Annotated in this window: 17 protein-coding genes; 14 read left to right on the plus strand and 3 right to left on the minus strand. The window is 41.3% G+C overall.

What is annotated here, in order from left to right:
- The first annotated feature begins 19 nt into the window (after window positions 1-19).
- Genes nrfD through ACX0HA_RS12620 form a run of 6 tightly spaced genes read left to right on the plus strand, consistent with a single transcriptional unit; the run spans window position 20 to window position 7,171 of the window.
- Window positions 20-1,444, plus strand: coding sequence for an NrfD/PsrC family molybdoenzyme membrane anchor subunit (gene nrfD, locus ACX0HA_RS12595; protein ID WP_458845647.1), 1,425 nt, complete (start codon window positions 20-22; stop codon window positions 1,442-1,444).
- 4 nt (window positions 1,445-1,448) lie between these two features.
- Window positions 1,449-1,973: a DUF3341 domain-containing protein gene (locus ACX0HA_RS12600; RefSeq protein WP_458845648.1), complete on the plus strand. Its 525-nt coding sequence runs from the start codon at window positions 1,449-1,451 to the stop codon at window positions 1,971-1,973.
- Between the two features lie 7 nt (window positions 1,974-1,980).
- A complete protein-coding gene (locus ACX0HA_RS12605) occupies window positions 1,981-2,526 on the plus strand; it encodes a c-type cytochrome (RefSeq protein WP_458845649.1) in 546 nt (181 codons plus the stop codon).
- A 26-nt stretch (window positions 2,527-2,552) separates the two neighbouring features.
- Complete coding sequence (locus tag ACX0HA_RS12610) at window positions 2,553-4,100, plus strand: quinol:cytochrome C oxidoreductase (RefSeq protein ID WP_458845650.1); 1,548 nt, start codon at window positions 2,553-2,555, stop codon at window positions 4,098-4,100.
- A 19-nt stretch (window positions 4,101-4,119) separates the two neighbouring features.
- Complete coding sequence (locus ACX0HA_RS12615; RefSeq protein ID WP_458845651.1) at window positions 4,120-5,322, plus strand: cytochrome c oxidase subunit II; 1,203 nt, start codon at window positions 4,120-4,122, stop codon at window positions 5,320-5,322.
- Window positions 5,323-5,353: 31 nt separating this feature from the next.
- Window positions 5,354-7,171 (plus strand): cytochrome c oxidase subunit I, encoded by a 1,818-nt coding sequence (locus ACX0HA_RS12620; RefSeq protein WP_458845652.1) that lies wholly within the window; start codon window positions 5,354-5,356, stop codon window positions 7,169-7,171.
- 69 nt (window positions 7,172-7,240) lie between these two features.
- Here the strand turns inward: ACX0HA_RS12620 and ACX0HA_RS12625 are convergent, their stop codons facing one another.
- Window positions 7,241-7,621 carry a hypothetical protein gene (locus tag ACX0HA_RS12625; RefSeq protein ID WP_458845653.1) on the minus strand — a complete coding sequence of 127 codons (381 nt, stop codon included), beginning with the start codon at window positions 7,619-7,621 and terminating at the stop codon, window positions 7,241-7,243.
- Between the two features lie 13 nt (window positions 7,622-7,634).
- Window positions 7,635-9,050, minus strand: coding sequence for an APC family permease (locus ACX0HA_RS12630; protein WP_458845654.1), 1,416 nt, complete (start codon window positions 9,048-9,050; stop codon window positions 7,635-7,637).
- Between the two features lie 117 nt (window positions 9,051-9,167).
- Between ACX0HA_RS12630 and ACX0HA_RS12635 the strand changes: the two genes are divergently transcribed.
- From ACX0HA_RS12635 to ACX0HA_RS12655, 5 genes are all read left to right on the plus strand, one after another.
- On the plus strand, window positions 9,168-9,470 hold the full coding sequence (locus tag ACX0HA_RS12635) for a GNAT family N-acetyltransferase (RefSeq protein WP_458845655.1): 303 nt from the start codon (window positions 9,168-9,170) through the stop codon (window positions 9,468-9,470).
- A 29-nt stretch (window positions 9,471-9,499) separates the two neighbouring features.
- Window positions 9,500-10,525, plus strand: a complete 1,026-nt coding sequence (gene ruvB / locus ACX0HA_RS12640; RefSeq protein ID WP_458845656.1) for a Holliday junction branch migration DNA helicase RuvB — start codon at window positions 9,500-9,502, stop codon at window positions 10,523-10,525.
- A 179-nt stretch (window positions 10,526-10,704) separates the two neighbouring features.
- Window positions 10,705-11,187: an SRPBCC family protein gene (locus tag ACX0HA_RS12645; RefSeq protein WP_458845657.1), complete on the plus strand. Its 483-nt coding sequence runs from the start codon at window positions 10,705-10,707 to the stop codon at window positions 11,185-11,187.
- Between the two features lie 85 nt (window positions 11,188-11,272).
- Window positions 11,273-12,199: a tRNA epoxyqueuosine(34) reductase QueG gene (queG, locus tag ACX0HA_RS12650; RefSeq protein WP_458845658.1), complete on the plus strand. Its 927-nt coding sequence runs from the start codon at window positions 11,273-11,275 to the stop codon at window positions 12,197-12,199.
- 5 nt (window positions 12,200-12,204) lie between these two features.
- Complete coding sequence (locus ACX0HA_RS12655) at window positions 12,205-12,669, plus strand: OsmC family protein (RefSeq protein WP_458845659.1); 465 nt, start codon at window positions 12,205-12,207, stop codon at window positions 12,667-12,669.
- Between the two features lie 46 nt (window positions 12,670-12,715).
- Here ACX0HA_RS12655 and ACX0HA_RS12660 read toward each other — a convergent pair whose 3' ends face one another.
- Window positions 12,716-14,488: a DUF885 domain-containing protein gene (locus ACX0HA_RS12660; RefSeq protein ID WP_458845660.1), complete on the minus strand. Its 1,773-nt coding sequence runs from the start codon at window positions 14,486-14,488 to the stop codon at window positions 12,716-12,718.
- Window positions 14,489-14,621: 133 nt separating this feature from the next.
- Here ACX0HA_RS12660 and ACX0HA_RS12665 point away from each other — a divergent pair, with 133 nt between their 5' ends.
- From ACX0HA_RS12665 to sov, 3 genes are read left to right on the plus strand one after another with little or no spacing between them, the layout of a single operon-like run.
- Entirely contained in the window at window positions 14,622-16,913 is a 2,292-nt protein-coding gene (locus tag ACX0HA_RS12665; RefSeq protein WP_458845661.1) for an NADP-dependent malic enzyme, read from the plus strand.
- 57 nt (window positions 16,914-16,970) lie between these two features.
- A complete protein-coding gene (ruvA, locus tag ACX0HA_RS12670) occupies window positions 16,971-17,552 on the plus strand; it encodes a Holliday junction branch migration protein RuvA (protein ID WP_458845662.1) in 582 nt (193 codons plus the stop codon).
- A 3-nt stretch (window positions 17,553-17,555) separates the two neighbouring features.
- The gene (gene sov, locus ACX0HA_RS12675; protein ID WP_458845663.1) at window positions 17,556-24,953 is read left to right on the plus strand and encodes a T9SS outer membrane translocon Sov/SprA; all 7,398 of its coding nucleotides are present in this window, start codon (window positions 17,556-17,558) and stop codon (window positions 24,951-24,953) included.
- Window positions 24,954-24,989: the final 36 nt, after the last annotated feature.

The following is a 24,989-nucleotide window of genomic DNA, read 5'->3' on the forward strand; positions in this document are numbered from 1 at the left end:
AGAAACACTATAAAGGATTATGTCGTCTCATTACGAAGCACCCATTAGAAAACCTTTAATTATAGGTGACAAAAATTACCATGATGTTACCGTTGACGTTGCTGCTCCTGTTGAAGGAAGAGCAAACAAACAATGGTGGATCGCATTTTCAATTGCGCTTGCCGCTTTCCTTTGGGGAGTTGCGTGTGTGAGCTACACAGTTGGAACAGGTATCGGTACATGGGGTTCAAATAAAACAATCGGCTGGGCCTGGGATATCACCAACTTCGTTTGGTGGGTAGGTATCGGTCACGCAGGAACACTTATTTCTGCAGTACTTTTATTATTCCGCCAAAAATGGAGAATGGCGATTAACCGTTCAGCAGAAGCAATGACTATCTTCTCGGTAATACAGGCAGCAATGTTCCCTGTATTCCACATGGGTCGTCCTTGGTTAGCTTACTGGGTTATGCCAATCCCGAACCAGTTTGGTTCACTTTGGGTAAACTTTAACTCACCACTACTTTGGGACGTATTCGCGATCTCGACATACCTTTCGGTATCGTTAGTATTCTGGTGGACAGGTCTTCTTCCTGACTTTGCGATGCTTCGCGACAGGGCAGTGACTCCATTTACTAAAAAAGTATACTCTATATTAAGTTTCGGATGGAGCGGTAGAGCAAAAGACTGGCAACGTTTTGAAGAGGTTTCTCTTGTACTTGCAGGTCTTGCGACTCCACTTGTACTTTCTGTACATACGATCGTATCCTTTGACTTTGCTACCTCGGTTATCCCTGGATGGCATACAACAATCCTTCCTCCGTACTTCGTTGCGGGAGCTATCTTCTCTGGATTTGCAATGGTAAACACCCTGCTTATCATCATGAGAAAACTTTCTAACCTTGAAGCTTATATAACTGTACAGCATATCGAATTGATGAATATCATCATCATGATTACCGGTTCGATTGTTGGTGTTGCTTATATCACTGAGCTATTCGTTGCCTGGTATTCGGGTGTAGAATATGAGCAGTATGCTTTCCTTAACAGGGCTACAGGTCCTTACTGGTGGGCTTATGCACTGATGATGACTTGTAACGTTATTTCTCCGCAGGTAATGTGGTTCAAAAAGATCAGAACAAGCATCTACGTTTCTTTCGTAATTTCAATCGTGGTAAACATAGGTATGTGGTTTGAGCGTTTCGTAATTATCGTTACCTCTCTTCACAGGGATTACCTTCCATCTTCATGGACAATGTTCCAGCCTACTTTTGTAGATGCAGGTTTCTTCATCGGTACAATTGGTTTCTTCTTCGTATTATTCCTTCTTTATTCAAGAAGCTTCCCTGTAATTGCGCAGGCAGAGGTTAAATCAATCATGAAAACTTCCAGCGAAACTTACAAAAAGCTAAGAGAGCAGGGCGGTCACGACAATCATTCACATTCAGAACATAATCATCACTAAGATCATGAGTAATAAAGTTATACATGTACTATACAATGACGATGATATCCTTATGGATGCAGTAAAGAAAACACGCGCTGCACATCATCACATTGAAGAAGTTTATACGCCATTCCCGGTTCACGGACTAGATAAGGCTATGGGTCTTGCTACTACTAGAATCGCTATCTGCTCATTCTTATATGGCTTAGTGGGATTGTCAGTTGCTACAGCAATGATGAATTTCATCATGATTCACGACTGGCCTCAGGATATTGGTGGAAAACCAAGCTTTAGCTACATCCAGAACATGCCTGCATTTGTGCCTGTAATGTTTGAGATGACAGTATTTTTTGCAGCTCACTTAATGGTTATCACTTTTTATATGAGAAGTAAATTATGGCCATTCAAAAGCGCTGAAAACCCGGACGTAAGAACTACCGATGACCATTTCCTTATGGAAGTTGCAGTTCAGGGTGATGAGAACCAACTTGTTTCTTTCTTTCAGAACACAGGAGCTGTGGAAGTAAAAGTAATTGAAAAGCATTAACAGAAGTATGAAAGCGTTATATAAAATAGCATTACTGGCAGTTGCATCAGCATCGCTTACTGCCTGCTTTAATAAATCGGAGCCGAATTACCAGTACATGCCAAATATGTACGAATCTGTAGGTTATGAAACCTATTCAGAATCGGCTGCGTTTGCAAATGGTAAAGAAGGCCAGCTTCCTGCAAAAGGATCTATTCCAAGGGGTTTTACTCCTTATGAATATGAGAACTCAACTGCAGGATATGAGCTTGCAAAAGCAAACCTTAAATCTCCTATTGCTCCGGCTGATATCGATGTTGAAAGAGGTAAGCAGCTTTTCACTATCTACTGTGCAATATGCCACGGTGATAAAGGAGACGGAAAAGGAAACCTTGTTAAAAGGGAAAAATTCCTTGGGGTACCTAACTATAAAGACAGAGCTGTTACTGAAGGAAGCGTATTCCATGTAATAACTTACGGACTAAACGCAATGGGCTCTCACGCTAACCAGCTTTCTCAGGAAGAGCGTTGGCAGGTTACTCACTACGTGATGCAACTAAGGAGTGAATTATAATTGTAGAACACTGAAAGCATAAATATATGTACACATTTTCAAGTAGATTAAAAACAATCGCATTTGTCCTGATGATCTTAGGTGTCCTTGGGATTGGCTATAGTTTTTTCACTGCACCAAAAACCGTTGAAGACGTAGAGAAAATATTAGCGGCTGACAGCCACCACGGTGGAGGCCATGCCGATGCAGCTCATCACGAGCCTGCTGCACATGACGCTCATGCTGCTACAACTGAAGAAGCTCATGCGCCTGCTGCCGAAGAGGCACACGCTGAGGCTGCTCACGACACTGCACATGCTGCAGTTGCTGCTGAAACAGCCCACGAGGCAAAAGATACGGCTCACGCTGAAGCTGCTGTTGCTTCACATGATGATCATGGCACTGCTTCTCCTGCTCACGCTGAGGAGGCTCATGCAGATGCACATGCTGCTCATAGCGAAGATGCACACGACGCTCACGCTGAACACCAACATCATTTAGAGCATGTACTTGGCCAGTTGCAAAACAAGCCTTGGTCTGCTGTTTATGTTGCTGCATTATTCTTTATGCTTATATCTTTAGGAGCTCTTGCTTTCTATGCTATCCAACAGGTTGCTCAGGCAGGATGGTCTCCGGTATTGTTCAGGGTTATGGAAGGTATCTCAAGCTACCTTATACCTGGGGCTGTTATTGTATTCCTTCTACTTGTAGCAGGTACAATGGACCTTCATAAAATATTTATCTGGATGGATAAAGATGTTGTTGCTGCGGACCACCTTATCAAAGCAAAATCAGGTTACCTGAATAAAACATTCTTCCTTATAAGAGCAGCAATTTTCATGGGTGGCTGGATACTTTACCGCCAATATGCCAGAAAAAATGGCCTTGCTCAGGATGAGGCTACAGATAATAGCTTCTACAAGAAAAACTTTAAGGCTTCTGCCGCTTTCCTTGTATTCTTTATTGTTAGTGAGTCTATCATGTCTTGGGACTGGATTATGTCTGTTGACCCACACTGGTACAGTACACTATTCGGATGGTATGTATTTGCAAGTTTTGTTGTAAGTGCTGTTACTGTAATCGCTTTAGTTACTTTATACCTTAAATCTCTTGGACACCTTGAGTATGTTAACACAAGCCACATACACGATTTAGCTAAATTCATGTTTGGTTTCAGTGTGTTCTGGACTTATCTTTGGTTCTCTCAGTTCATGCTAATATGGTATGCTGATATACCTGAAGAGATCGTTTATTTCAAGATGCGTATAGAAAATTATAACCTGCCTTTCTTCGGTATGGTTGCAATGAACTTTGTATTCCCTATCCTTATCCTTATAAACACAGATTTCAAACGTCTTTCATGGATCATTGTTATGGCAGGTATAGTTATCCTTTGTGGTCACTATGTTGACTTCTTTGTAATGATCATGCCGGCTACAGTTGGAGATCAGTGGTTTATCGGTGCAGGTGAAATTGGTGCGATATTATTCTTCCTTGGTCTATTCATATTCGTTGTATTCACTGCTCTTACTAAAGCGCCGTTGTTAGCGAAACGTAACCCATTGATTGAAGAAAGTAAGCATTTTCATTATTAATATTTAAAGAAATAAACAAATGACAAGTTTATTGGTAATTATAGTTTTAGTTTTATTAGGCATTGCAATATGGCAATTAACTAAGATATTTCACCTTACACAGGTTGGAGCTACGACTAATGCTGACGAAGCTAGCAGTGAAGTAGCTAACGACAGGGATAATAATGTTAATGGTTACCTGATGTTTGGCTTCCTTGCCTTCATCTATATCTTTACAATTTATTCTTTATGGAAATGGGGAGGCCTTGTATTAGGTAAACCGGCTTCTGAGCATGGTCCTGAATACGATAATCTTATGGCTATTTCAATGTGGCTTATCTTTATCGTACAGACAATAACTCAGTTCCTTCTTCACTATTTTGCTCTTAAATACAGAGGAAAACAAGGAAAGGTTGCATTTTACTATGCAGATAATGATAAACTTGAGTTTATCTGGACTATCATCCCGGTAATCGTTCTTGCAGGTCTTATCCTTTATGGATTGTATGCATGGACTAACATCATGTTCATTGACGAAGAGAAAGAAGACACTATATTTGTTGAAGTATATGCTAAGCAGTTTAGCTGGGAAGTACGTTATGCCGGAGAAGACGGTGTTCTTGGTAAAGCTAACGTAAGATATATCGAGGGTGTTAACACTCTTGGTGTTGACATGTCTGACCCGAATGCTCAGGATGATATCCAGGCTACAGAGCTTCACTTACCAAAAGGAAAACAAGTTGTGTTCAAATTCCGTTCTCAGGACGTATTGCACTCTGCTTATTTCCCTCACTTCAGGGCTCAGATGAACGTAGTTCCGGGTATGGTTACTGAATTTGCTTTCGTGCCTACGGTTACTACAGATGAAATGCGTCAGGAACCTGCAATCATGAAAAAAGTTGCTAACATCAACCAGATAAGATCTAAAAAGAGCGCTGAGCTTGTAGCTGAAGGTAAAACAGCTCTTGATCCTTATACTTTTGATTACCTGCTTCTTTGTAATAAAATTTGTGGAGCTTCTCACTTTAACATGCAAATGAAAGTTGTTGTTGAAGATGATGCAGATTTCAAAAAATGGCTAAGCGGTAAAGAAAAACTTTCTGCGGCTGTTAAGAAAGCTAAAGATGAAGCTGCTGCTGCAGCTGCAGAGCCGGCAGCAGATGCTGTTCCTGCAAAACCTGCAGATTCAGCTACAGCGGCAAAACCGGATTCTACAGTAGTAGCACAGGTTGTAAAAAAATAATTCTTTTTAAATATATTCAAATTAAAGAAATATGTCAGCAGTAGGACACGAAGTACACGGTCACGAAGATCACGGTCACCACGACGCTCATGATCACCACCACCATAAAGATACCTTCATAACGAAGTATATCTTTAGTATCGATCACAAGATGATTGCTAAGCAATACCTTATTACAGGTATTCTTATGGGGGTTCTTGGTGTAGGAATGTCATTGTTATTCCGTATGCAGATCGCATGGCCTGAAGAATCTTTCAAAGTATTCGAGATCTTTTTAGGAGATAAATTTGCTCCGGGTGGAGTAATGAAAAATGATATTTACCTTGCATTAGTTACTATACATGGTACCATCATGGTATTCTTTGTATTGACTGCAGGTTTGAGTGGTACATTCAGTAACCTTCTTATTCCGTTGCAGATTGGTGCACGAGATATGGCCTCAGGTTTCATGAACATGATTTCATACTGGTTGTTCTTCCTTTCTACAATAATAATGGTTGCATCACTATTTGTTGAGGCAGGTCCTGCATCAGCAGGTTGGACGATCTATCCGCCATTAAGTGCATTGCCACAGGCAATCGGAGGTTCAGGTACAGGTATGACGCTTTGGTTAGTTTCAATGGCTATCTTCATCGCTTCATCACTAATGGGATCACTTAACTATGTTGTTACAGTAATCAACCTTAGGACTAAAGGTATGTCTATGACAAGACTTCCACTTACAATTTGGGCGTTCTTTATTACTGCTGTAATTGGTATCGTATCATTCCCTGTATTACTATCTGCTGCATTGCTGCTTATATTTGACAGAAGCTTTGGTACTTCATTCTACCTTTCTGATATCTTTATCTCTGGAGAGGTTCTACACTACCAGGGAGGTTCTCCGGTATTGTTTGAACACCTTTTCTGGTTCCTTGGACACCCTGAGGTTTACATTGTAATCCTTCCTGCGATGGGTCTTGTATCAGAGATTATGGCATCTAATTCACGTAAACCAATCTTTGGTTACCGTGCGATGATCGCTTCAATACTAGCAATTGCATTTTTATCAACTATCGTTTGGGGTCACCATATGTTCATCTCTGGTATGAATCCATTCCTTGGTTCGGTATTTACATTTACAACACTACTTATTGCGATACCATCTGCTGTAAAAGCATTCAACTGGATTACGACTCTTTGGAGAGGTAACCTGCAGCTTAACCCTGCGATGTTGTTCTCAATAGGATTCGTATCTACGTTCATCACAGGTGGTCTTACAGGTATCATCCTTGGAGACAGTACACTTGATATCAACGTTCACGATACTTATTTTGTTATTGCTCACTTCCACCTTGTAATGGGTATATCAGCACTATACGGTATGTTTGCCGGTATTTACCACTGGTATCCAAAAATGTTCGGTAGAATGTTGAACAAAAACCTTGGTTACATCCACTTCTGGGTAACTGCAGTATGTGCTTACGGAGTATTCTTCCCAATGCATTTCATCGGTATGGCTGGTCTTCCGAGACGTTACTATACTAACACTGCATTCCCATTATTTGATGACCTTGCTGACGTTAACGTTCTTATTACAATATTTGCACTTGTAGGAGCTGCATTCCAGATCGTTTTCCTTTGGAACTTCTTCTACAGCATCTTCAAAGGTAAGAGAGCATCTCAAAACCCATGGAGATCTACAACGCTTGAGTGGACTACTCCTGTTGAGCACATCCACGGTAACTGGCCGGGTGAAATTCCGGAAGTTTACAGATGGCCGTATGACTACAGCAAACCTGGACATGATGATGACTTCGTTCCTCAGACTGTTCCAATGAAAGAAGGCGAAGAGCAACTACACCACTAGGAGCTTTCACTATATAACAAAAAAGAGGATACCAATTGGTATCCTCTTTTTTTATGATTTCTAAATCTTTTATTTAATGTTTTTTAGTTTCGTAAGCGTATCTAAAACGTAGCTTTCGGATAATTTTCCATTTATATCAGGATCTGTAAAAGTTGCTAATATATCAAATAACGGGCTATCCAATTCAATGGTATCAGATAATGTTATGCCGTCAGCTAGATAATTAATTACTATTTCATCTAATGAATTATTAATGTAGAAATTGCAAATGGTGATTAAATGACTTCCATTGAATTTAAATGCGTAATCTTCATCAACATATATTGGAACAGTTGAGCCTGTTTTTTTTACAAGATTTTCATAGTTTTTAATTTCATCATTGTATTTTTTTTGAAATGCGTCAGGCCTAATCTTGTTTTCCAATAGATTATATATGTCTAGTGCTGTCATTTAGTTAATAATTTTATTTTTCATTAGGCTTGGTCAAATAATACACTGGTATTCCTGCAAGCATGATCAATACACCCCAGCCGCAGGTACTGGTTCTGTCTTTTAATAAAAAGAAGCAAAATGTTGCAGCGAGTATAATGTATATAGCGGGTAGTATTGGGTAACCAAAGGCTTTGTAAGGTCGTTCGGCATCCGGCATTTTTCTTCTGAGAATGAATATCCCGTAAATGGTAAGGATGTAGAACAATACAACAATGATCATAACAAAATCCAGCAATGCACCATATTCTCCTGTAAGGCACAACGCCGATGCCCAAAAGCACTGGAACCACAGTCCCCAGCCCGGTACGCTTGCGGTATTGAGGTTGGCGGCTTTTTTAAAGAATAATCCGTCCTTTGCCATCGTATAATATACCCTCGCACCGGCAAGTATGAGTCCGTTATTACATCCAAAAGTCGAAATCATGATCATTATAGCTATGATGTAGGTGCCTGTAGGGCCAAATATATAATGTGATGCTGCAACGGCAACACGGTCTGATTCCGCGAATGCTATAGCGTCATTGGGCATTACTGCCAGATACATGATGTTTGCAGAGATGTAGATGATGGTCACTATGAGTGTTCCTAAGAACAAGCTAAGGCCTACATTGCGCTGTGGATTCTTAATTTCACCCGAAATAAATGTCACTCCATTCCACGCGTCGCTGGAAAACAGGGAACCTACCATTGACGCTGCAATAGCCGACATCAGTACGGTTCCGCTTATTGGTAGCCAGGTGCTGGTATCTTTATCGAACGATTGTGAGTTCCAGGCATCAGTCCAGTTTGCATCCCAGATATTGGAATCAAAAGCCAGTACAAGGCCAAATACCACAAGGCCAAATAATGAGGCAATTTTGGTGATGGTAAGAATGGTCTGTATCCATTTACCATTCTTCACGCCCCTGCTGTTAATATACGTAAGTAATATTATGGTTGCGATAGATACCAATTGAGCCGCGTTAAGCTTAAAGCTTCCTAGTTCATATAGTATATTCTTATCGCTGACTGGAGGGTAGAGGTAAGCTGTAAATTTGGCGAAAGCTACACCAACGGCAGCTATGGTCCCTGTTTGTATCACGGCAAAGAAACTCCATCCGTATAAAAAGGCGATAAGTTTATTATAGGCTTCCTTAAGATAGACATACTGGCCTCCGGCTTTGGGAAACATGGCACTCAATTCGCCATAGCTCACAGCGGCTATTATGGTCATGAAACCGGATAATATCCATATCAGCGTAAGCCATCCGGCGCTGCCTACATTACGCATCATGTCGGCGCTTACGATAAAAATACCTGAACCTATCATCGATCCCACGACAAGCATGGTGCCGTCAAGCAATCCCAGCTCGCGCTTTAAGTGTTTGTCTTCGTTTTGGTTTTCCATTTTGGTGTTTGGTTTGTTTACGCTAAAGATATCTAAAATATCTTTTGATTGCCTTTTATGCCGAATTAATGGCTATATTAGAGAGTGAATAAGAATATACAATTCAATTAAATTGCCATGAAAGATAATGCATCAGATAATTTTAAAGTAAACGAAGAAGAGAAACAATTTGAACTTCATGTTCCGGGAGGTGTTGCGTTTGTGGAATACTATCGAGAAGGTGAAAAGATATTCCTTACCCATACCGAAACCCCTGAAGCACTGCGTGGAAAAGGCTTTGCAGGCCAACTGATTGAACGTACACTTCAGTGTGCTAAAGACAACGGACTTACCGTTGTTCCTTTATGTTCTTATGTGGCTCATTATGTCAACGAGCATCCGGAATGGATTGATGTTTTATCTGATGGATACCAGATGTAATACAAACGAAATTCAGCTATCTTTGCGATATGAATGAGAATTTAGACCCTACCAATACAAATTATAATGCCGATGAGCTGGACCTTGAAAAGAAATTAAGGCCTCTCTCATTTGACGATTTTACCGGCCAGCATCAGGTACTTGAAAACCTTCAGGTATTTGTGCAGGCTGCCAATATGCGTGGTGAAGCATTAGATCACACCCTGTTTCACGGGCCCCCGGGACTTGGTAAAACTACGCTTGCTAATATTTTGGCCAATGAGCTTGGGGTAGGGATAAAGATCACTTCGGGGCCTGTCCTTGATAAACCGGGCGACCTTGCAGGGCTATTGACAAATCTTGACGACAGGGATATCCTTTTTATAGATGAGATACACCGCCTTAGTCCCGTTGTAGAGGAATACCTCTATTCGGCGATGGAAGATTTCAGGATAGATATCATGATCGAATCGGGTCCTAATGCACGCTCTGTACAAATAGGCCTTAGTCCGTTTACACTTGTAGGTGCTACAACACGATCGGGTCTATTGACTGCACCCATGCGTGCCCGTTTCGGTATCCAGAGCAGACTTCAGTATTATACTACCGAACTATTGACTACCATTGTAGAGCGTAGTGCAGCCATACTAAAGATGCCTATAACCATGGAAGCTGCTATCGAGATTGCGGGTCGAAGCCGTGGTACGCCGCGTATTGCAAATGCATTGCTTCGTCGTGTGCGTGATTTTGCCCAGATAAAGGGTAATGGGAAGATTGATATTGAAATCGCCCGTTATTCACTAAAAGCGCTTCATGTTGATGCGCATGGCCTTGATGAAATGGATAACAAGATATTGACCACTATTATCGATAAATTTAAAGGCGGACCTGTAGGCTTATCTACATTGGCTACTGCCGTATCAGAAAGTGGTGAGACCATAGAAGAGGTATATGAGCCGTTCCTTATTCAGGAAGGTTTTATTATAAGAACGCCACGAGGAAGGGAAGTGACCGAGAAAGCATTTAAGCATCTTGGCAGAATGACTCCCGGCAGTCAGGGAGGACTGTTCGGATAATAATATAATTGTATTAAAAGCTGTAAGTTAATCACTTGCAGCTTTTTGCTTTTTATCCTGTTTTGAAATTTTAACAAATTTTAATAGCAACCGTTTGATTGCTTTTTATATATTCGCAACCGTATAGTTGCTAATAGTATCGCAAAAAAGAAATCGAATCAAACAAAAAACGAATAATTATGAATGAAACTAAAATTGAAAAAGACCCGTCGGGCAAAAAGCTGATGATTACCCGAAGCTTTGACGCGCCGGTTGACAGGGTATGGAAAGCGTGGACAGAAGCAGAGTTATTGGATAAATGGTGGGCTCCGAAGCCTTACAGGGCTGAAACAAAATCGATGGATTTTAAAGTCGGCGGAACATGGATGTATGCCATGGTAAGTCCGGAAGGTACCAAGCAATGGTGCAGGGTAGATTTTACTGCAATTGATGAAGGCAGGAGCTTTTCGGCAAACAATGCCTTTTGTGATGAAGAGGGTAATGTGTCTGAGTTATCTGTAGGGCGTTGGACAAACCGATTTGAAGGTTCGGGTAATAAGACTAATGCTTTTATGGAACTTGCTTTTGACAATGAAGAAGACCTTGAGAAAATTGTTGCAATGGGCTTCAAAGAAGGTTTCTCTATGGGACTTTCCAATCTGGACGAATTACTGGCAGAATAATCATCCTCAATTTCAGTATACCGCTCCAATTATGGGGCGGTTTTTGTTTTATGGAAGTTGTACCTTTGTATCTTATTAAGGTGTCTTGATCAACAACAAAGAAAAATATACAGCATTCATCAAAGCGGAAGCCCAACGTCTCGGCTTTATTTCCTGTGGTATCTCCAAGGCCGGTTTCCTTGAACAGGAAGCACCACGGCTGGAGGCTTGGCTTAATGCCAACCACAATGGGCAGATGCAGTATATGGAAAACTACTTCGACAAACGACTTGATCCTACATTATTGGTAGACGATGCTAAAAGCGTAATTTCTTTGTTATTGAATTATTACCCTGAGCAAACCCAGGTTACTGATACTTTCAAAATATCTAAATATGCCTACGGGCAGGATTACCATTTTGTAATCAAGGAAAAGCTAAAGGAACTCCTGTATTCTATGCAGGAAGAGATAGGAGAAGTAGGAGGAAGGGCATTTGTAGATTCAGCACCGGTACTCGATAAGGCCTGGGCTGCCAAAAGTGGTCTTGGGTGGATCGGTAAGAATAGTAACCTGCTCAGCAAACAGGTGGGATCTTTCTTTTTTATAGCCGAACTTATTGTTGACCTTGATCTTGAATACGATCACGCCGTAACGGACCATTGTGGGAAATGTACTGCCTGTATCGATGCCTGCCCTACACAGGCCATCATTCAGCCGTATGTGGTAGATGGGAGCAAATGTATCTCCTATTTTACTATTGAGCTTAAGGATAACATGCCCAACGAGATGAAGGGTAAATTTGACGAATGGGCTTTTGGCTGCGATATTTGCCAGGATGTTTGTCCGTGGAATCGTTTTTCTAAACCGCATAGCGAGCCATTGTTCAATCCCCATCCTGATTTGTTGTCACTGACCAAAAAAGACTGGGAGGAAATCACCGAAGATACTTTTAGAGCAGTGTTTAAAAACTCTGCTGTAAAGCGTACAAAGTTTGAAGGGCTCAAAAGAAATATAGATTTCCTAAAACCTTAGCGAATATGGGATTTAAGCATTTATTTAAAGCAAAAGCGTTTTGGACTGTAAACAGGAAGAACGAAAATATAAAAAGCTACAGCAGGAACCATAACATTTCGATTGAAGGTAAACCTTTGTTGGAAATATCGGCGGCGAAAGCTTTTAAAGGCGATGCTGCATTATATAATCCTGAAGATATGTTACTGGCGAGTTTGGTGTCATGCCACATGATGTCCTATCTGTATGTCTGTACTCAGGCAGGTATTGAGGTTTTATCTTATACTGATGATGCCGTGGCAACATTAGAGGTTGAAGCTGATGGATCAGGCCGTTTTACGGAAGTGATTTTACATCCTAAAGTTATGATATCTAAGGCTGACAGGATTGAAGAAGCACAAGCTTTGCATAAAAAGGCAAACGAGCTGTGCTTTATTGCCAATTCGTGTAATTTTCCTGTTCATCATAACCCAACGTGTGAAGTAGAATAAGAAAGTCCGGCTTAACGCCGGACTTTCTGTTTATGTATAAAAGAGATTATTTTTTACTCTTAATCCATTTGTCAATTTTTCCTTCCAGTACTTTTAACGGAAGGCATCCTGCATCAAGCACCTGGTTATGGAATTCCTTAATACTGAATTTTGCTCCTAACTCCTTTTCTGCTTTCGAACGAAGCTCACGTATTTTCAATTGGCCTATCTTGTATGATAATGCCTGGCCGGGTATAGCCATATAACGCTCTATTTCGGCAATGATGCTTTCTTCGGGTTCGGCTTCATTCTCAATCGAATATTTAATAGCCTGCTCCCTTGTCCATCCTTTGGTATGCAGGCCTGTATCTATAACAAGGCGTAATGCACGATGCATTTCGGCACTAAGCATGCCAAAGTACTGGTAAGAATCAGTGTATAAACCTAGTTCTTTACCGAGCGATTCGGTATACAATGCCCAACCTTCGCCATAGGCATTAAACCATATTGTTTTTCTGAACGCAGGCAGTAATGTGTTTTCTTGTTGTATAGATATCTGGTAGTGATGGCCGGGAATTGCTTCATGAAGGAAAAGGTCTTCATCGGCATACATGTTGTATTTTGTTACATCAGGAATTGGTACATAAAATATACCGGGACGTGTACCATCAACTGAACCCTGATTGTACTCCGCACTGGCCGATGCTTCACGGAAAGCTTCTGTTCTGCGTACTTCAAAAGGTGTTTTTGGTTTCAGGTCAAAAAGCTTTTCCAGATTTGGCTTCATCTTTTCATGGATAGCATTAAAATTGTCGATTACCTGCTGAGGCTCGGTAAACGGCATAAGCTCCTTTTTGTTACGAACATAGTTGAAGAAATCTTTTAATGATCCTGTAAAGCCCACTTGTGTTTTTACTTTTTCCATCTCCGAAGTAAGGCGTGCCACCTCTTTTAATCCCAACTGATGAATATCTTCGGAAGTCATGTCGGTAGTGGTATAACGCTTTATAAGATGTTCATAATATTTTTTGCCGTCAGGAATAGCCGAAATACCGCTTGTGGTACGGCTCGCCTTAAGATAATCGGTGCTTACGTAGTTGTGCAGGCTTTTAAAAGAAGGGATGATCTTATCTTTAAGTATAGCCGTGTATTTATCCGTTAGTTCCTTTTTCTGCGCATCGGTAAATGACGCCGGGAATGCTTTTATTGGCGAATAGAAAAGATGCTCCTGTACGTTTTCATTAGCCAGGTCTTCCAGTTGCGGAATCATTTTTACGGTGAGTGATTTTGGTAGTACATAACCTTTGGAAACACCTTCTTTCATGCGCTGTTGAGCTGTAGTCAGCCATTGGTTAAAGCTCTCAAGTCGTTGCAGCCAATTAGTATAATCTTTGAAGGTCTTGAAAGGTTGCGCTCCTGAACCGCTTGCAAACTGACCGATAGTAAGCGGTAGCGAAGTGAACTGGTTCATTGGTAGTAGGTTTTCTTTAAAGCCTAACTGCTCAATGTTGATGTCGCATTCCCAAAGGAGCAGTTCTTTACTTAGCTTGTCATTTTCCGATAGCTCGTTGTCCTTGTATTTGTTGGCTTCGGTTCTATATTTGTCGAAAAAGGCCTTTACCTGATCATTATATGCGTCGGTAAGGCTGTTTGGTAAAAGATTGTTATAAATGCTGTCTCCCGAAGTTGTAGATTCCATAGGGAACAGTTTCATTCTTTCAGAATAATAATTGTCCAGCATAGTGTTGAATTCTTTATCATTTTCTGCCGGAGCATCTTTCTTTGCGCAGGATTGGAGGATAGCCGCAGCTGCGAAGAGAATCAGTGTTATTTTTTTCATGGTTGTTGATGCTAAAATTTGCTTAAAGATACATTTTTCGCATAAAAAACGTTTGCAAAAAGAATCGCGTTAAAAATTTCACAGTTTCATCGATAGGGTTACCTTTGTTGGTTCCAGAAAAAAAGTATTCAAAATGAACCAATACAGTAAGAGAAGAGAAGCACTATTATACCATGCTAAACCACATCCTGGTAAAATACAGGTAGTGCCAACAAAACCTTATGCTACGCAAAGAGATTTATCATTAGCGTATTCACCGGGTGTTGCCGAGCCATGCCTTGAGATAGCTAAAGATGTAAATAATGTATATAAATATACTGCCAAGGGTAACCTGGTAGCTGTAATATCTAACGGTACCGCGGTACTTGGCCTTGGAGACATAGGTCCTGAAGCATCTAAACCGGTAATGGAAGGTAAAGGCCTTCTGTTTAAGATATTTGCTGATATTGATGTATTCGATATTGAAGTTGGTACAAAAGATATCGACGCTTTTATTGAAACTGTAAAGAATATTGCTCCTACTTTTGGAGGTATCAATCTTGAAGACATCAAGGCTCCTGAGTCTTTTGAAATAGAAAGAAGGCTTGTAGAAGAGCTTGATATTCCGGTAATGCACGATGATCAGCATGGTACGGCGATCATATCCTCTGCGGCGCTTATAAATGCGGCAGAACTTGCGGGAAAAAACATAGGCGATATTAAGCTTGTGGTGTCAGGCGCAGGATCGGCTGCTTTGGCTTGTGCCGATCTGTATGTCCTTCTTGGTGTAAAGACTGAAAACATCAAAATGTTTGATGTTGACGGTATGCTGGTTACAGGTCGTGAAAACCTGCTTCCGAAGCAAATGAAATATGCGCAGCCGGGCAATGCCCAAACGCTTGCTGAAGCGATTGAAGGTGCAGATATGTTCCTTGGGCTTTCAGTAGGTAATATACTTACACCTGAGATGCTGTTAAGCATGAACCATGATCCTATCGTGTTTGCAATGGCTAACCCGATACCGGAAGTTGATTATAATGTGGCTATAGGCACACGTCCTGATATCATTATGGCGACAGGGCGAAGCGACCATCCTAACCAGGTGAACAATGTATTGGGGTTCCCATACATTTTTAGAGGAGCACTAGACGTACGTGCTACAAAAATAAACGAGGCCATGAAAATGGCTGCAGTACATGCCCTTGCCGAGCTTGCAAAAGCACCGGTTCCGGAGCAGGTAAATATTGCCTATGGCGAAACGAAACTGAACTTTGGGCGCGACTATATTATTCCGAAACCATTTGACCCAAGGCTGATTGCTGTAGTAGCTCCCGCTGTTGCAAAAGCAGCAATGGACAGCGGCGTGGCTAAAAATCCTATTCAGGATTGGGATAAATATGTTGAGGAACTGTTAGAGCGTCTTGGTAATGATAATAAAATGGTAAGATTGCTTACCAACAGGGCAAAAACCGATCCTAAGCGAATTGTATTTGCAGAAGCTGACCACCTGCATGTGCTTAAAGCAGCACAGATAGTAATGGAAGAGGGTATAGGTACACCTATCCTTTTGGGTAACCGTGAAACGATAAACGAACTTAAAGAAGAAATAGGCTTTGATGCCGAAGTTGAAATACTGGATCCTAAGACGGAAGACCAGGATGAACGCAGGCTGCGTTATGCCCAATCGTACTGGGAAACGAGACAGCGCCGTGGCGTAAACCTGCTGGATGCCCAAAAATGGATGAGGGAGCGTAACTATTTTGCATCGATGATGGTAAATGAAGGCGAGGCAGATGCGATGGTTACAGGTTATTCAAGAAGTTACCCTTCTACAGTGAAGCCTGTAATGCAGGTTATAGAGAGAGCACCGGGTGTAAGCCGTATTGCTACAACGAATATGATGCTTAGCAAGCGTGGCCCGCTTTTCCTTTCGGATACTGCTATTAACCCTGATCCAACTGCTGAGGAACTGGCTAAAATTGCGGTTATGACAGCCAAAACAGTACGCATGTTTGGTATGGAGCCAGTACTGGCTATGGTGTCGTTCTCTAACTTTGGGTCGTCTACACATCCGCATGCCGTTAAGGTAAGGCAGGCGGTATCTATATTGCATAATGAATATCCCGACCTGATTGTAGACGGTGAGATTCAGGCCGATTTCGCGCTTAATCCCGAAATGCTTAAGGATAAATTCCCGTTCTCTAAACTGGCAGGGAAAAAAGTAAATACACTTATATTTCCTAATCTTGAGTCGGCAAACATCACTTATAAACTTTTAAAAGAGCTTGATAGTGTGGTTTCAATTGGTCCGATTATGATGGGTATGGATAAACCGGTGCATATTTTCCAGCTTGGAGCAAGTGTAGAAGAGATGGTAAATATGGCAGCAGTGGCTGTTGTAGATGCTCAGGAGAAAGAATACCGCCTTAAAATGGCAAACAAATAGTTTTTAGTGCAGGGTTAAAGAATTTTATTATTTTTGGGAACGGCTTAAGAAAAATTTATGATAGCACACCTTCAGGGAAGATTAGTAGAAAAAACACCTACCGATGTAGTAATAGATTGCAATGGTGTGGGATATCAGGTTAATATATCGCTGCATACGTTTTCGTTGCTGCCGGATTCTGAAAATATTAAGCTCTACACTTTTTTACAGGTGAAGGAAGATGCCCACACGCTTTTTGGCTTTGCCGAAAAGGCTGAAAGGGAACTTTTCAAGTTGCTGCTATCTGTTTCGGGTGTTGGTGCCGGTACAGCCAGGACTATGCTTTCTTCGCTGGAGCCAAAGCACATCATTCATTCCATAGGCTCGGGTGATGTAGGGACCATACAGTCGATAAAAGGGATAGGCCTTAAAACTGCCCAAAGGGTTATACTCGATTTAAAGGATAAAGTGTTAAAACTATACGATTTAGAGGAAGTTTCAGGTTCGGGTTACAATACAAATAAAGAAGAAGCGTTATCTGCCTTGGAGGTATTGGGCTTTAACAAGAAATTGGCAGAAAAGGCGATAGAAAAGATTGTTAAAGAGAATCCGTCGGCTAGTGTGGAGACAATTATAAAACAAGCATTAAAAAATTTATAGTCCTTGAAAACAGAATACTCTAAAGATTTTTGCAATAATTTAAAATACGCCCTTTCTCTGGTATTTTTATTTTTTGGTGTTGCGTTACAGGCTCAGGTGACTGAAGAGGAAGAAGAAACACGTGATACTATTAAAGGATATAATACCGGTAAAGTAGAAATTCCAAACCCTACCAGTATTGTAGAGGCATATACCTATGACCCTGTTACAAACAAATATATTTTCACCAAAAAATTTGATGGATTTAATATAACCTATCCCATAATACTTACGCCTGAACAGTATCAGGAGCTTGTGCTAAGGGAATCCATGCGTGAATATTTCCAGGAGAAATCAAATGCAATGGATGGAAAAGGTACCGAGGAACAACAGAAGAACCTCTTGCCGCGCTACTATGTAAATTCAAGCTTTTTTGAAACCATATTTGGGGGTAACACCATTGATATCAAGCCTCAGGGATCTGTTGAGCTTGATTTGGGCGTCAGGTACACCAAACAAGATAATCCTGCAATTTCGCCAAGAAACAGGAAAACACTGACTTTTGATTTTGACCAGCGGATCTCCATGAGCTTGCAGGGTAAAGTCGGAACGCGCCTGAATGTTACGGCAAATTATGATACTGAATCTACATTTGCATTCCAGAATCTTATAAAACTTGAATATACCCCGACCGAAGATGATATCATCCAGAAAATCGAGGTAGGTAACGTGAGCTTCCCATTGTCTAACTCGTTAGTGCGTGGTGCGCAGAGCCTTTTTGGTGTTAAAATGGCACTGCAGTTTGGTAAGACTACCGTGACAGGTATCTTCTCTGAACAGAAATCACAGACCAAAACCGTTACTGCACAGGGTGGAGGAACCATTCAGGAGTTCTCGATGTTTGCGCTGGACTATGATACAGATAAACACTACTTTCTTTCGCAATACTTCAGGAATAACTATGATTATTCCCTTAGGGAGTATCCACAAATTTACAGCAGGGTACAGATAACCCGAATAGAAGTTTGGGTTACTAACAGGCAGAACAGGATAAACGCCGCCGAAAACAACTCAAGGAATATTATTGCCCTTCAGGATTTAGGTGAAAGCCGACTGCAGAAACCCGGTACAAATACGGAGGTTACCCAGGAAACTGTGGGGGTATTTACCAGCAGTCCTAATCCTGCGGCCTTTTTCAATAGTCCTAACGGTTCTCAATTTGATCTCTTTCCTGACAACAGGAATAACAGGATGGATCCCGAGAAGATAGGCACAGTTGACGGATGGCTTAATCCTTCTATTCGTGAAATTGTTACCGTTGATGGCAACAGTTTTAATTCTCAGTTAGGTCCAATAAGCGAGGGGCGTGATTATTCTAAACTGGAGAATGCAAGAAAACTGACATCCAGCGAATTTAGCTACCATGCACAATTGGGTTATATATCGCTTAACCAAAAACTGAATAATGACGAAGTACTTGCAGTAGCTTACCAATATACCGTAGGAAACGATGTATACCAGGTGGGAGAATTTGGTACCGATGGTGTGGCTGCGACTAACGTTGATCCTGCGGGGAGCCCTACTAATCCGGGTACAGCACCTGTGCCAACTACCCAGAGCCTTATGCTGAAGATGCTTAAGAGTAATCTTGTGAATACTGAAGAGCCGGTTTGGGATTTGATGATGAAAAACATTTACATGATTCCGGGAGCATTCCAGCTTGCGCAGGAAGACTTCAGGATGAATATCATGTATACGGATCCTTCTCCATTAAACTATATTACTCCGGCATTAGATTCTAATGGTAATCCAGATCCGCTGCCGGTACAGAATAATAGTACTCCTGAAGATGAGGCTGTTGCTGATACGCCGCTACTGCGTGTATTTAATGTGGACAGGCTGAACTATACCAATGACCCACAGGTTGATGGTGATGGTTTCTTTGACTTTATTCCCGGACTAACCGTTGATACGCAAAACGGACGTTTGATCTTTACTACGGTAGAACCTTTTGGTGAGCACCTGTATGATAAGCTTGTGGCTGAGGGTTCTCCGCCGCCGCCTGACTATAATACTGCCCCGGAATCGTCGTTTAGCCCTAACCAGCAAAAATATGTGTACCGAAAAATGTATAAGAGTACACAGGCAGATGCATTACAGCAAAGCCAGAAAAATAAATTCCAGTTACGTGGCCGCTTTAAATCTACAGGAGGAGACGGAATTCCGTTAGGCGCGTTTAACGTTCCTCAGGGGTCGGTTGTTGTAACTGCCGGAGGAAGAGTGCTTGTAGAAGGTGTGGACTATACCGTGAATTATCAGTTAGGAAGGGTGCAGATACTGGATGCTTCACTTCAGGCATCAAACACGCCAATTGAGGTTTCTGTAGAAAACAATTCCGTTTTCGGTCAACAGACAAGGCGTTTTGCCGGATTTAATATCGAACACAAATTCAACGATAAATTCCTGGTTGGCGCGACATTGCTTAATATGTCAGAAAGGCCGTTTACCAATAAAACAAATTATGGTCAGGAATCGGTAAACAATACGATTTTCGGACTTAATGCAAACTTCGCTACAGAGGTGCCATTCTTCACGCGTTTGGTAAACAAACTGCCAAATATGGATACCGATGTTCCTTCAAACTTCTCATTCAGGGGTGAGGTAGCTTATCTTAAGCCAGGAGCATCAAAAGCTGACCAGTTTAATGGTGAGGCCACAACTTATGTAGACGATTTTGAAGGTTCGCAAACAAATATCGATATGCGTTCTCCTTTAGGATGGACACTATCGAGTGCTCCCGCTACTTTGTTTGCTAATGAAGTTTCCCCTGCCAATGATCTTATCTATGGCTATAAAAGGGCGAAGCTGTCGTGGTACAGTATTGACCCGGTATTCTATGCCCAGGGTTCAGGTGGGGCAGAAGGTATTACGAAAGATGACATATCCTCGAACAGAACGAGACGGATCTATTATGAGGAGCTTTATCCGGTGACCGATGTGGCTCCGGGGCAAAGCCTTGTTGTGAATACGCTTGACCTTACCTATTATCCGCAGGAAAGAGGGCCTTATAACTTTAACCCAATATTACCGGGGAATGCTTTTAAATTTTCTGAAGTAGATGCCCCTCAAAACTGGGCAGGTATAATGCGTGCCATTAACTCTACTAACTTTGAGCAGACGAATGTAGAGTATATACAGTTTTGGGTAATGGATCCGTATGATTCTAATAATCCTAATGACGCAATATCGCCTGATAATACAGGTGTGCTTGAGATTAACCTTGGTGAACTTTCTGAGGATATCCTGAAGGATAACAGGAAACAATATGAAAACGGTCTTCCGGGAGTTAACAGTAATCAATCTGTTTTTAACAGTGTTTGGGGAGATGTGCCTGTATCACAGTCACTTATATATGCCTTTGATACTGATACGGCAAACCGTGCAATTCAGGATGTTGGTTTTGATGGTTTGACAGATGATGAAGAACGTACAAAATATCCAACATTTACTCTTGATGATCCATCAGGTGATAACTACCAGTTCTATCTTGCAGCATCAGGAAGTGTGCTTGACAGGTATAAAAATTATAACGGTACGCAGGGTAACTCACCTGTAGATATTGCTGATACAAACAGAGGCTCTACAACGCTTCCGGATACAGAGGATATCAACAGGGATAATACCATGAATACTATTGATTCATATTATCGTTACAAGATTCCTATTGAGCCGGGACAACAGCCTGGCCAGGGTTATCTTGTAGATACAAGAGATTTTAACAGGGATGCGCCCGATGGGAGTACAGTTTCAGGTCGTTGGTTATTGTATAAAGTGCCTGTTGATCTTGGAGAATCGGTAGGTGGTATCAGCAGTGTGCGTTCTATCCGTTTTATGAGGCTTTTAGTAAGCGGATTTAAAAGCGAGGTAACATTGCGTTTTGCTGCACTTGACCTTGTGAGAGGTGAATGGAGAAGATATACAAATTCTCTTGATGCCGGCGATCCGTATTCTGACGATCCTGCGGTTGTAAATGACCCTAATACAGGTTTTGATGTTGTGTCGCTTAACGTTCAGGAGAACGGTTCGCGTTCGCCAATTCCTTATGTGTCGCCGCCGGGAGTAATAAGAGAGCAGCTTTACAGCAATAATGCCGTGATCAATCAAAATGAGCAGTCATTATCGCTAAGAGTATATTCAACTCCTGCTGGAACTACAGATGGTGGCCTTGAGCCAAATGACTCACGTGCGGTATTCAAGAACGTGAATGTAGACATGCGCCAGTTCAAGAAGCTGAGAATGTTCTTTCACGCTGAAGCCCTTCCTGTTGATATTGGTACAGGAAGAGATCTGAAGCATGATGAGATGAAAGGTTTCATACGTTTTGGTAACGACTTTACAGACAACTTTTATGAGGTACAAATGAAACTTAAGGTTTCTGCGCAAAGCTCAAGGACAGCTGAGGAAATATGGCCTTCGGAGAATGAGATGCTTGTTACTCTTGAAGCGCTGACAAAACTAAAAGTAAGAAAGCTTAATAATGAAAATTTACCTCCTGCAGATGTCAACGGGGTGATTTACATACCGGCACAACAACTTGACCCTTCTTTGAGTCCGGATATGGTGATCGGTATTCGTGGTAATCCTAACTTCGGAAATGTTAGGACCCTGATGCTGGGTGTGAGGAATGATACAGGAAACAACATAAGGGGAGAAGTGTGGTTCAACGAGCTACGTCTTTCTGATATGGATAATAAGGGCGGTATGGCTGCAGTGGCCAGTATGGATACAAATTTTGCTGACTTTGCAACTATTTCTGCTACAGGAAGGATGAGTACGATAGGTTTTGGTACTATTGAGCAAAGCCCTAATGAAAGAAGCAGGGAAGATGCCAAGCAGTATGATATTGTAACGAATATCAATCTGGGTAAACTGCTTCCAAAAAAATGGGGAGTGAACCTGCCATTCAACTATGGTGTGGGAGAAGAGATCATTACCCCTGAGTATGATCCGTTCCAGCAGGATGTTAAGCTTGATGTTATGCTTGACAATACCAGCGACCAGGCCGAAAAAGATAACATTCGTGAAAGGGCGATTGATTATACGAAAAGGAAAAGTATCAACTTTATAGGGGTTAAGAAAGAAAGGGCGCCTGAGCAGAAGCAACATGTCTACGATCCTGAGAACTTAACGTTAAATTACTCTTTCAATCAGACGAATCACCATGATTATGAGGTAGAGAGCCTTGTTGATCAGCAGTTAAGGACCGGGGTTGACTATACGTATACCTTTAAGCCAAAAACAGTTGAGCCTTTGAAGAACAATGCCTTCATGAAGAAAAGCCAGTACTGGAAAATACTGCAGGACTTTAATTTTAATTACCTGCCTACTAATATTTCATTCAGTACTAATATTATCAGGCAGTACAACAGGCAGGAATTCAGGAATGTTGATGTAGACGGTATTCCTATCAACCCGCTTTACAGAAGGAATTATTTCTTTGAATACAGGTATGGCTTTAACTATAACCTTACGAAATCACTAAGGTTGAACTATAATGTTGAGACAAGCAATATAGTGAGGAATTATCTGGATGAAGATGGCAGGCCGATTCAGGATTATACCATCTGGCAGGATTTCTGGAATACGGGAGAGACAAATACGCACAGGCAAACCTATGCTCTTAATTATGACATTCCGCTTAATAAGATACCTGTGCTTAGTTTCATAAAAGCAACGTATATATATGGAGGTTCTTATGACTGGATGCGTTCTAACGACGCACTGGCATATGCCTTTGATGGTAATGATAAATATTATTTAGGTAATACGATCCAGAATAAAAATGGTCAAAAGATCAATACGACGCTGAATATGGATCTGCTTTACAAATATGTAGGGCTTACCGGTAAGAAAAAGCCGGTTAAGGGAGCTGCTCCTAAAACTGCAGCACCTAAACCGGGGGAGAAAGTTACGGCAGCGCCTAAAGCGACTTCGGGTAATAATGTATTTGTTGATGGGCTTATAGGGGTGCTTACCAGTGTGAAGACAATTCAGGTTAATTATGCCGAAACTAATGGTACTTCACTTCCGGGATACCTGCCTAATATAGGTTTCTTTGGTACAAGCAAGCCAACGCTTGACTTTATCTTTGGTAGTCAGGATCGTGGTGTTCGTCAGGAAGCTGCTGAAAATGGCTATTTAACCATGTATCCGCAGTTTAACCAAAACTTTACGCAGGTCGAGACCAAACAGCTTGATTTTACATCGAGAGTAGATTTATTCCCTGACTTTACGATCGACCTTACCGGAAACAGGACGTATGCAAAGAATTATTCAGAACAATTTGATGTTAGGGATACTGATTTTGACGGCAGGTTAGATTACAACTCGTTGTCACCGTATACATTTGGTAATTTCTCGATATCAACTATTATGATTGGTACAGCATTTAGCAAGAGTGATGTAAACAGCTCGGATGCATTTGACCAAATGAGGGAAAACAGGATGGCGATTGCCACCAGGCTCGCTACCGAGCATTACGGAACTTCTAGTTTCCCGGTGTATACAAATAACCCAACTGATAGTGATTTTTCTAAAGCAAATGCAGGTTATCCTGTTGGGTACGGTAAAAATAGCCAGGCGGTATTATTACCATCATTTATGGCGGCTTACTCAGGACAGGATGCTTCAAAAGTGTCTACAGGCTTCCTGAGAGATGTGCCGCTTCCTAACTGGGTGGTTAAGTATACAGGGTTAATGCGCTATAAGTTCTTTAAAGACAAGTTTAAGCGTTTCTCGCTTCAGCACGGCTATAAGTCTACTTACACTGTTAACTCGTATCGTTCTAACTTTGACTATAAGACTGATGATACTGGAGAAATTGCCCGTGATAATAACGGTGAGGGTAACTTCTATAATAAAACTATTATTTCAAACGTAAACTTAACAGAGCAGTTCAATCCGCTTATACGTATTGATTTTGAGATGAAGAACTCTATTAAGATACTTGCTGAGATACGTAAAGACAGGTCTCTTAACATGAGCTTTGATAATAACCTGCTTACTGAGGTTAAGGGTAACGAATATATTGTAGGGCTTGGGTATCGTATAAAAGACGTTATCATCAATTCGAGTCTTGCTGATAATCCAACCAATACTATCAGGAGCGATATTAATATTAAAGCCGATTTTGCGCTGAGAAAGAATGAAACGATTGTGCGTTATCTGGATTATGATAATAACCAACTTGGTGGCGGACAGAATATATGGTCAATTAAGCTTACGGCAGATTATGCTTTCAGTAAAAACCTGACTGCCATTTTCTATTATGACCATTCATTCTCTAAAGCAGTCATATCTACGTCGTTCCCGTTAACCAACATTCGTACCGGATTTACGATCAGGTATAATTTTGGAAATTAATAGAAAAAGATTTTACAGTTATTTTTATAAAACATA

The organism is Flavobacterium hauense, assembly GCF_054457175.1.

What these genes read in the sequence shown, in the direction of transcription:
- nrfD (WP_458845647.1), top strand. Translation starts at nt 20, where the DNA reads ATGTCGTCTCATTACGAAGCACCCATTAGAAAACCTTTAATTATAGGT.
- ACX0HA_RS12600 (WP_458845648.1), top strand. Translation starts at nt 1,449, where the DNA reads ATGAGTAATAAAGTTATACATGTACTATACAATGACGATGATATCCTT.
- ACX0HA_RS12605 (WP_458845649.1), top strand. Translation starts at nt 1,981, where the DNA reads ATGAAAGCGTTATATAAAATAGCATTACTGGCAGTTGCATCAGCATCG.
- ACX0HA_RS12610 (WP_458845650.1), top strand. Translation starts at nt 2,553, where the DNA reads ATGTACACATTTTCAAGTAGATTAAAAACAATCGCATTTGTCCTGATG.
- ACX0HA_RS12615 (WP_458845651.1), top strand. Translation starts at nt 4,120, where the DNA reads ATGACAAGTTTATTGGTAATTATAGTTTTAGTTTTATTAGGCATTGCA.
- ACX0HA_RS12620 (WP_458845652.1), top strand. Translation starts at nt 5,354, where the DNA reads ATGTCAGCAGTAGGACACGAAGTACACGGTCACGAAGATCACGGTCAC.
- ACX0HA_RS12625 (WP_458845653.1), bottom strand. Translation starts at nt 7,621, where the DNA reads ATGACAGCACTAGACATATATAATCTATTGGAAAACAAGATTAGGCCT.
- ACX0HA_RS12630 (WP_458845654.1), bottom strand. Translation starts at nt 9,050, where the DNA reads ATGGAAAACCAAAACGAAGACAAACACTTAAAGCGCGAGCTGGGATTG.
- ACX0HA_RS12635 (WP_458845655.1), top strand. Translation starts at nt 9,168, where the DNA reads ATGAAAGATAATGCATCAGATAATTTTAAAGTAAACGAAGAAGAGAAA.
- ruvB (WP_458845656.1), top strand. Translation starts at nt 9,500, where the DNA reads ATGAATGAGAATTTAGACCCTACCAATACAAATTATAATGCCGATGAG.
- ACX0HA_RS12645 (WP_458845657.1), top strand. Translation starts at nt 10,705, where the DNA reads ATGAATGAAACTAAAATTGAAAAAGACCCGTCGGGCAAAAAGCTGATG.
- ACX0HA_RS12655 (WP_458845659.1), top strand. Translation starts at nt 12,205, where the DNA reads ATGGGATTTAAGCATTTATTTAAAGCAAAAGCGTTTTGGACTGTAAAC.
- ACX0HA_RS12660 (WP_458845660.1), bottom strand. Translation starts at nt 14,488, where the DNA reads ATGAAAAAAATAACACTGATTCTCTTCGCAGCTGCGGCTATCCTCCAA.
- ACX0HA_RS12665 (WP_458845661.1), top strand. Translation starts at nt 14,622, where the DNA reads ATGAACCAATACAGTAAGAGAAGAGAAGCACTATTATACCATGCTAAA.
- ruvA (WP_458845662.1), top strand. Translation starts at nt 16,971, where the DNA reads ATGATAGCACACCTTCAGGGAAGATTAGTAGAAAAAACACCTACCGAT.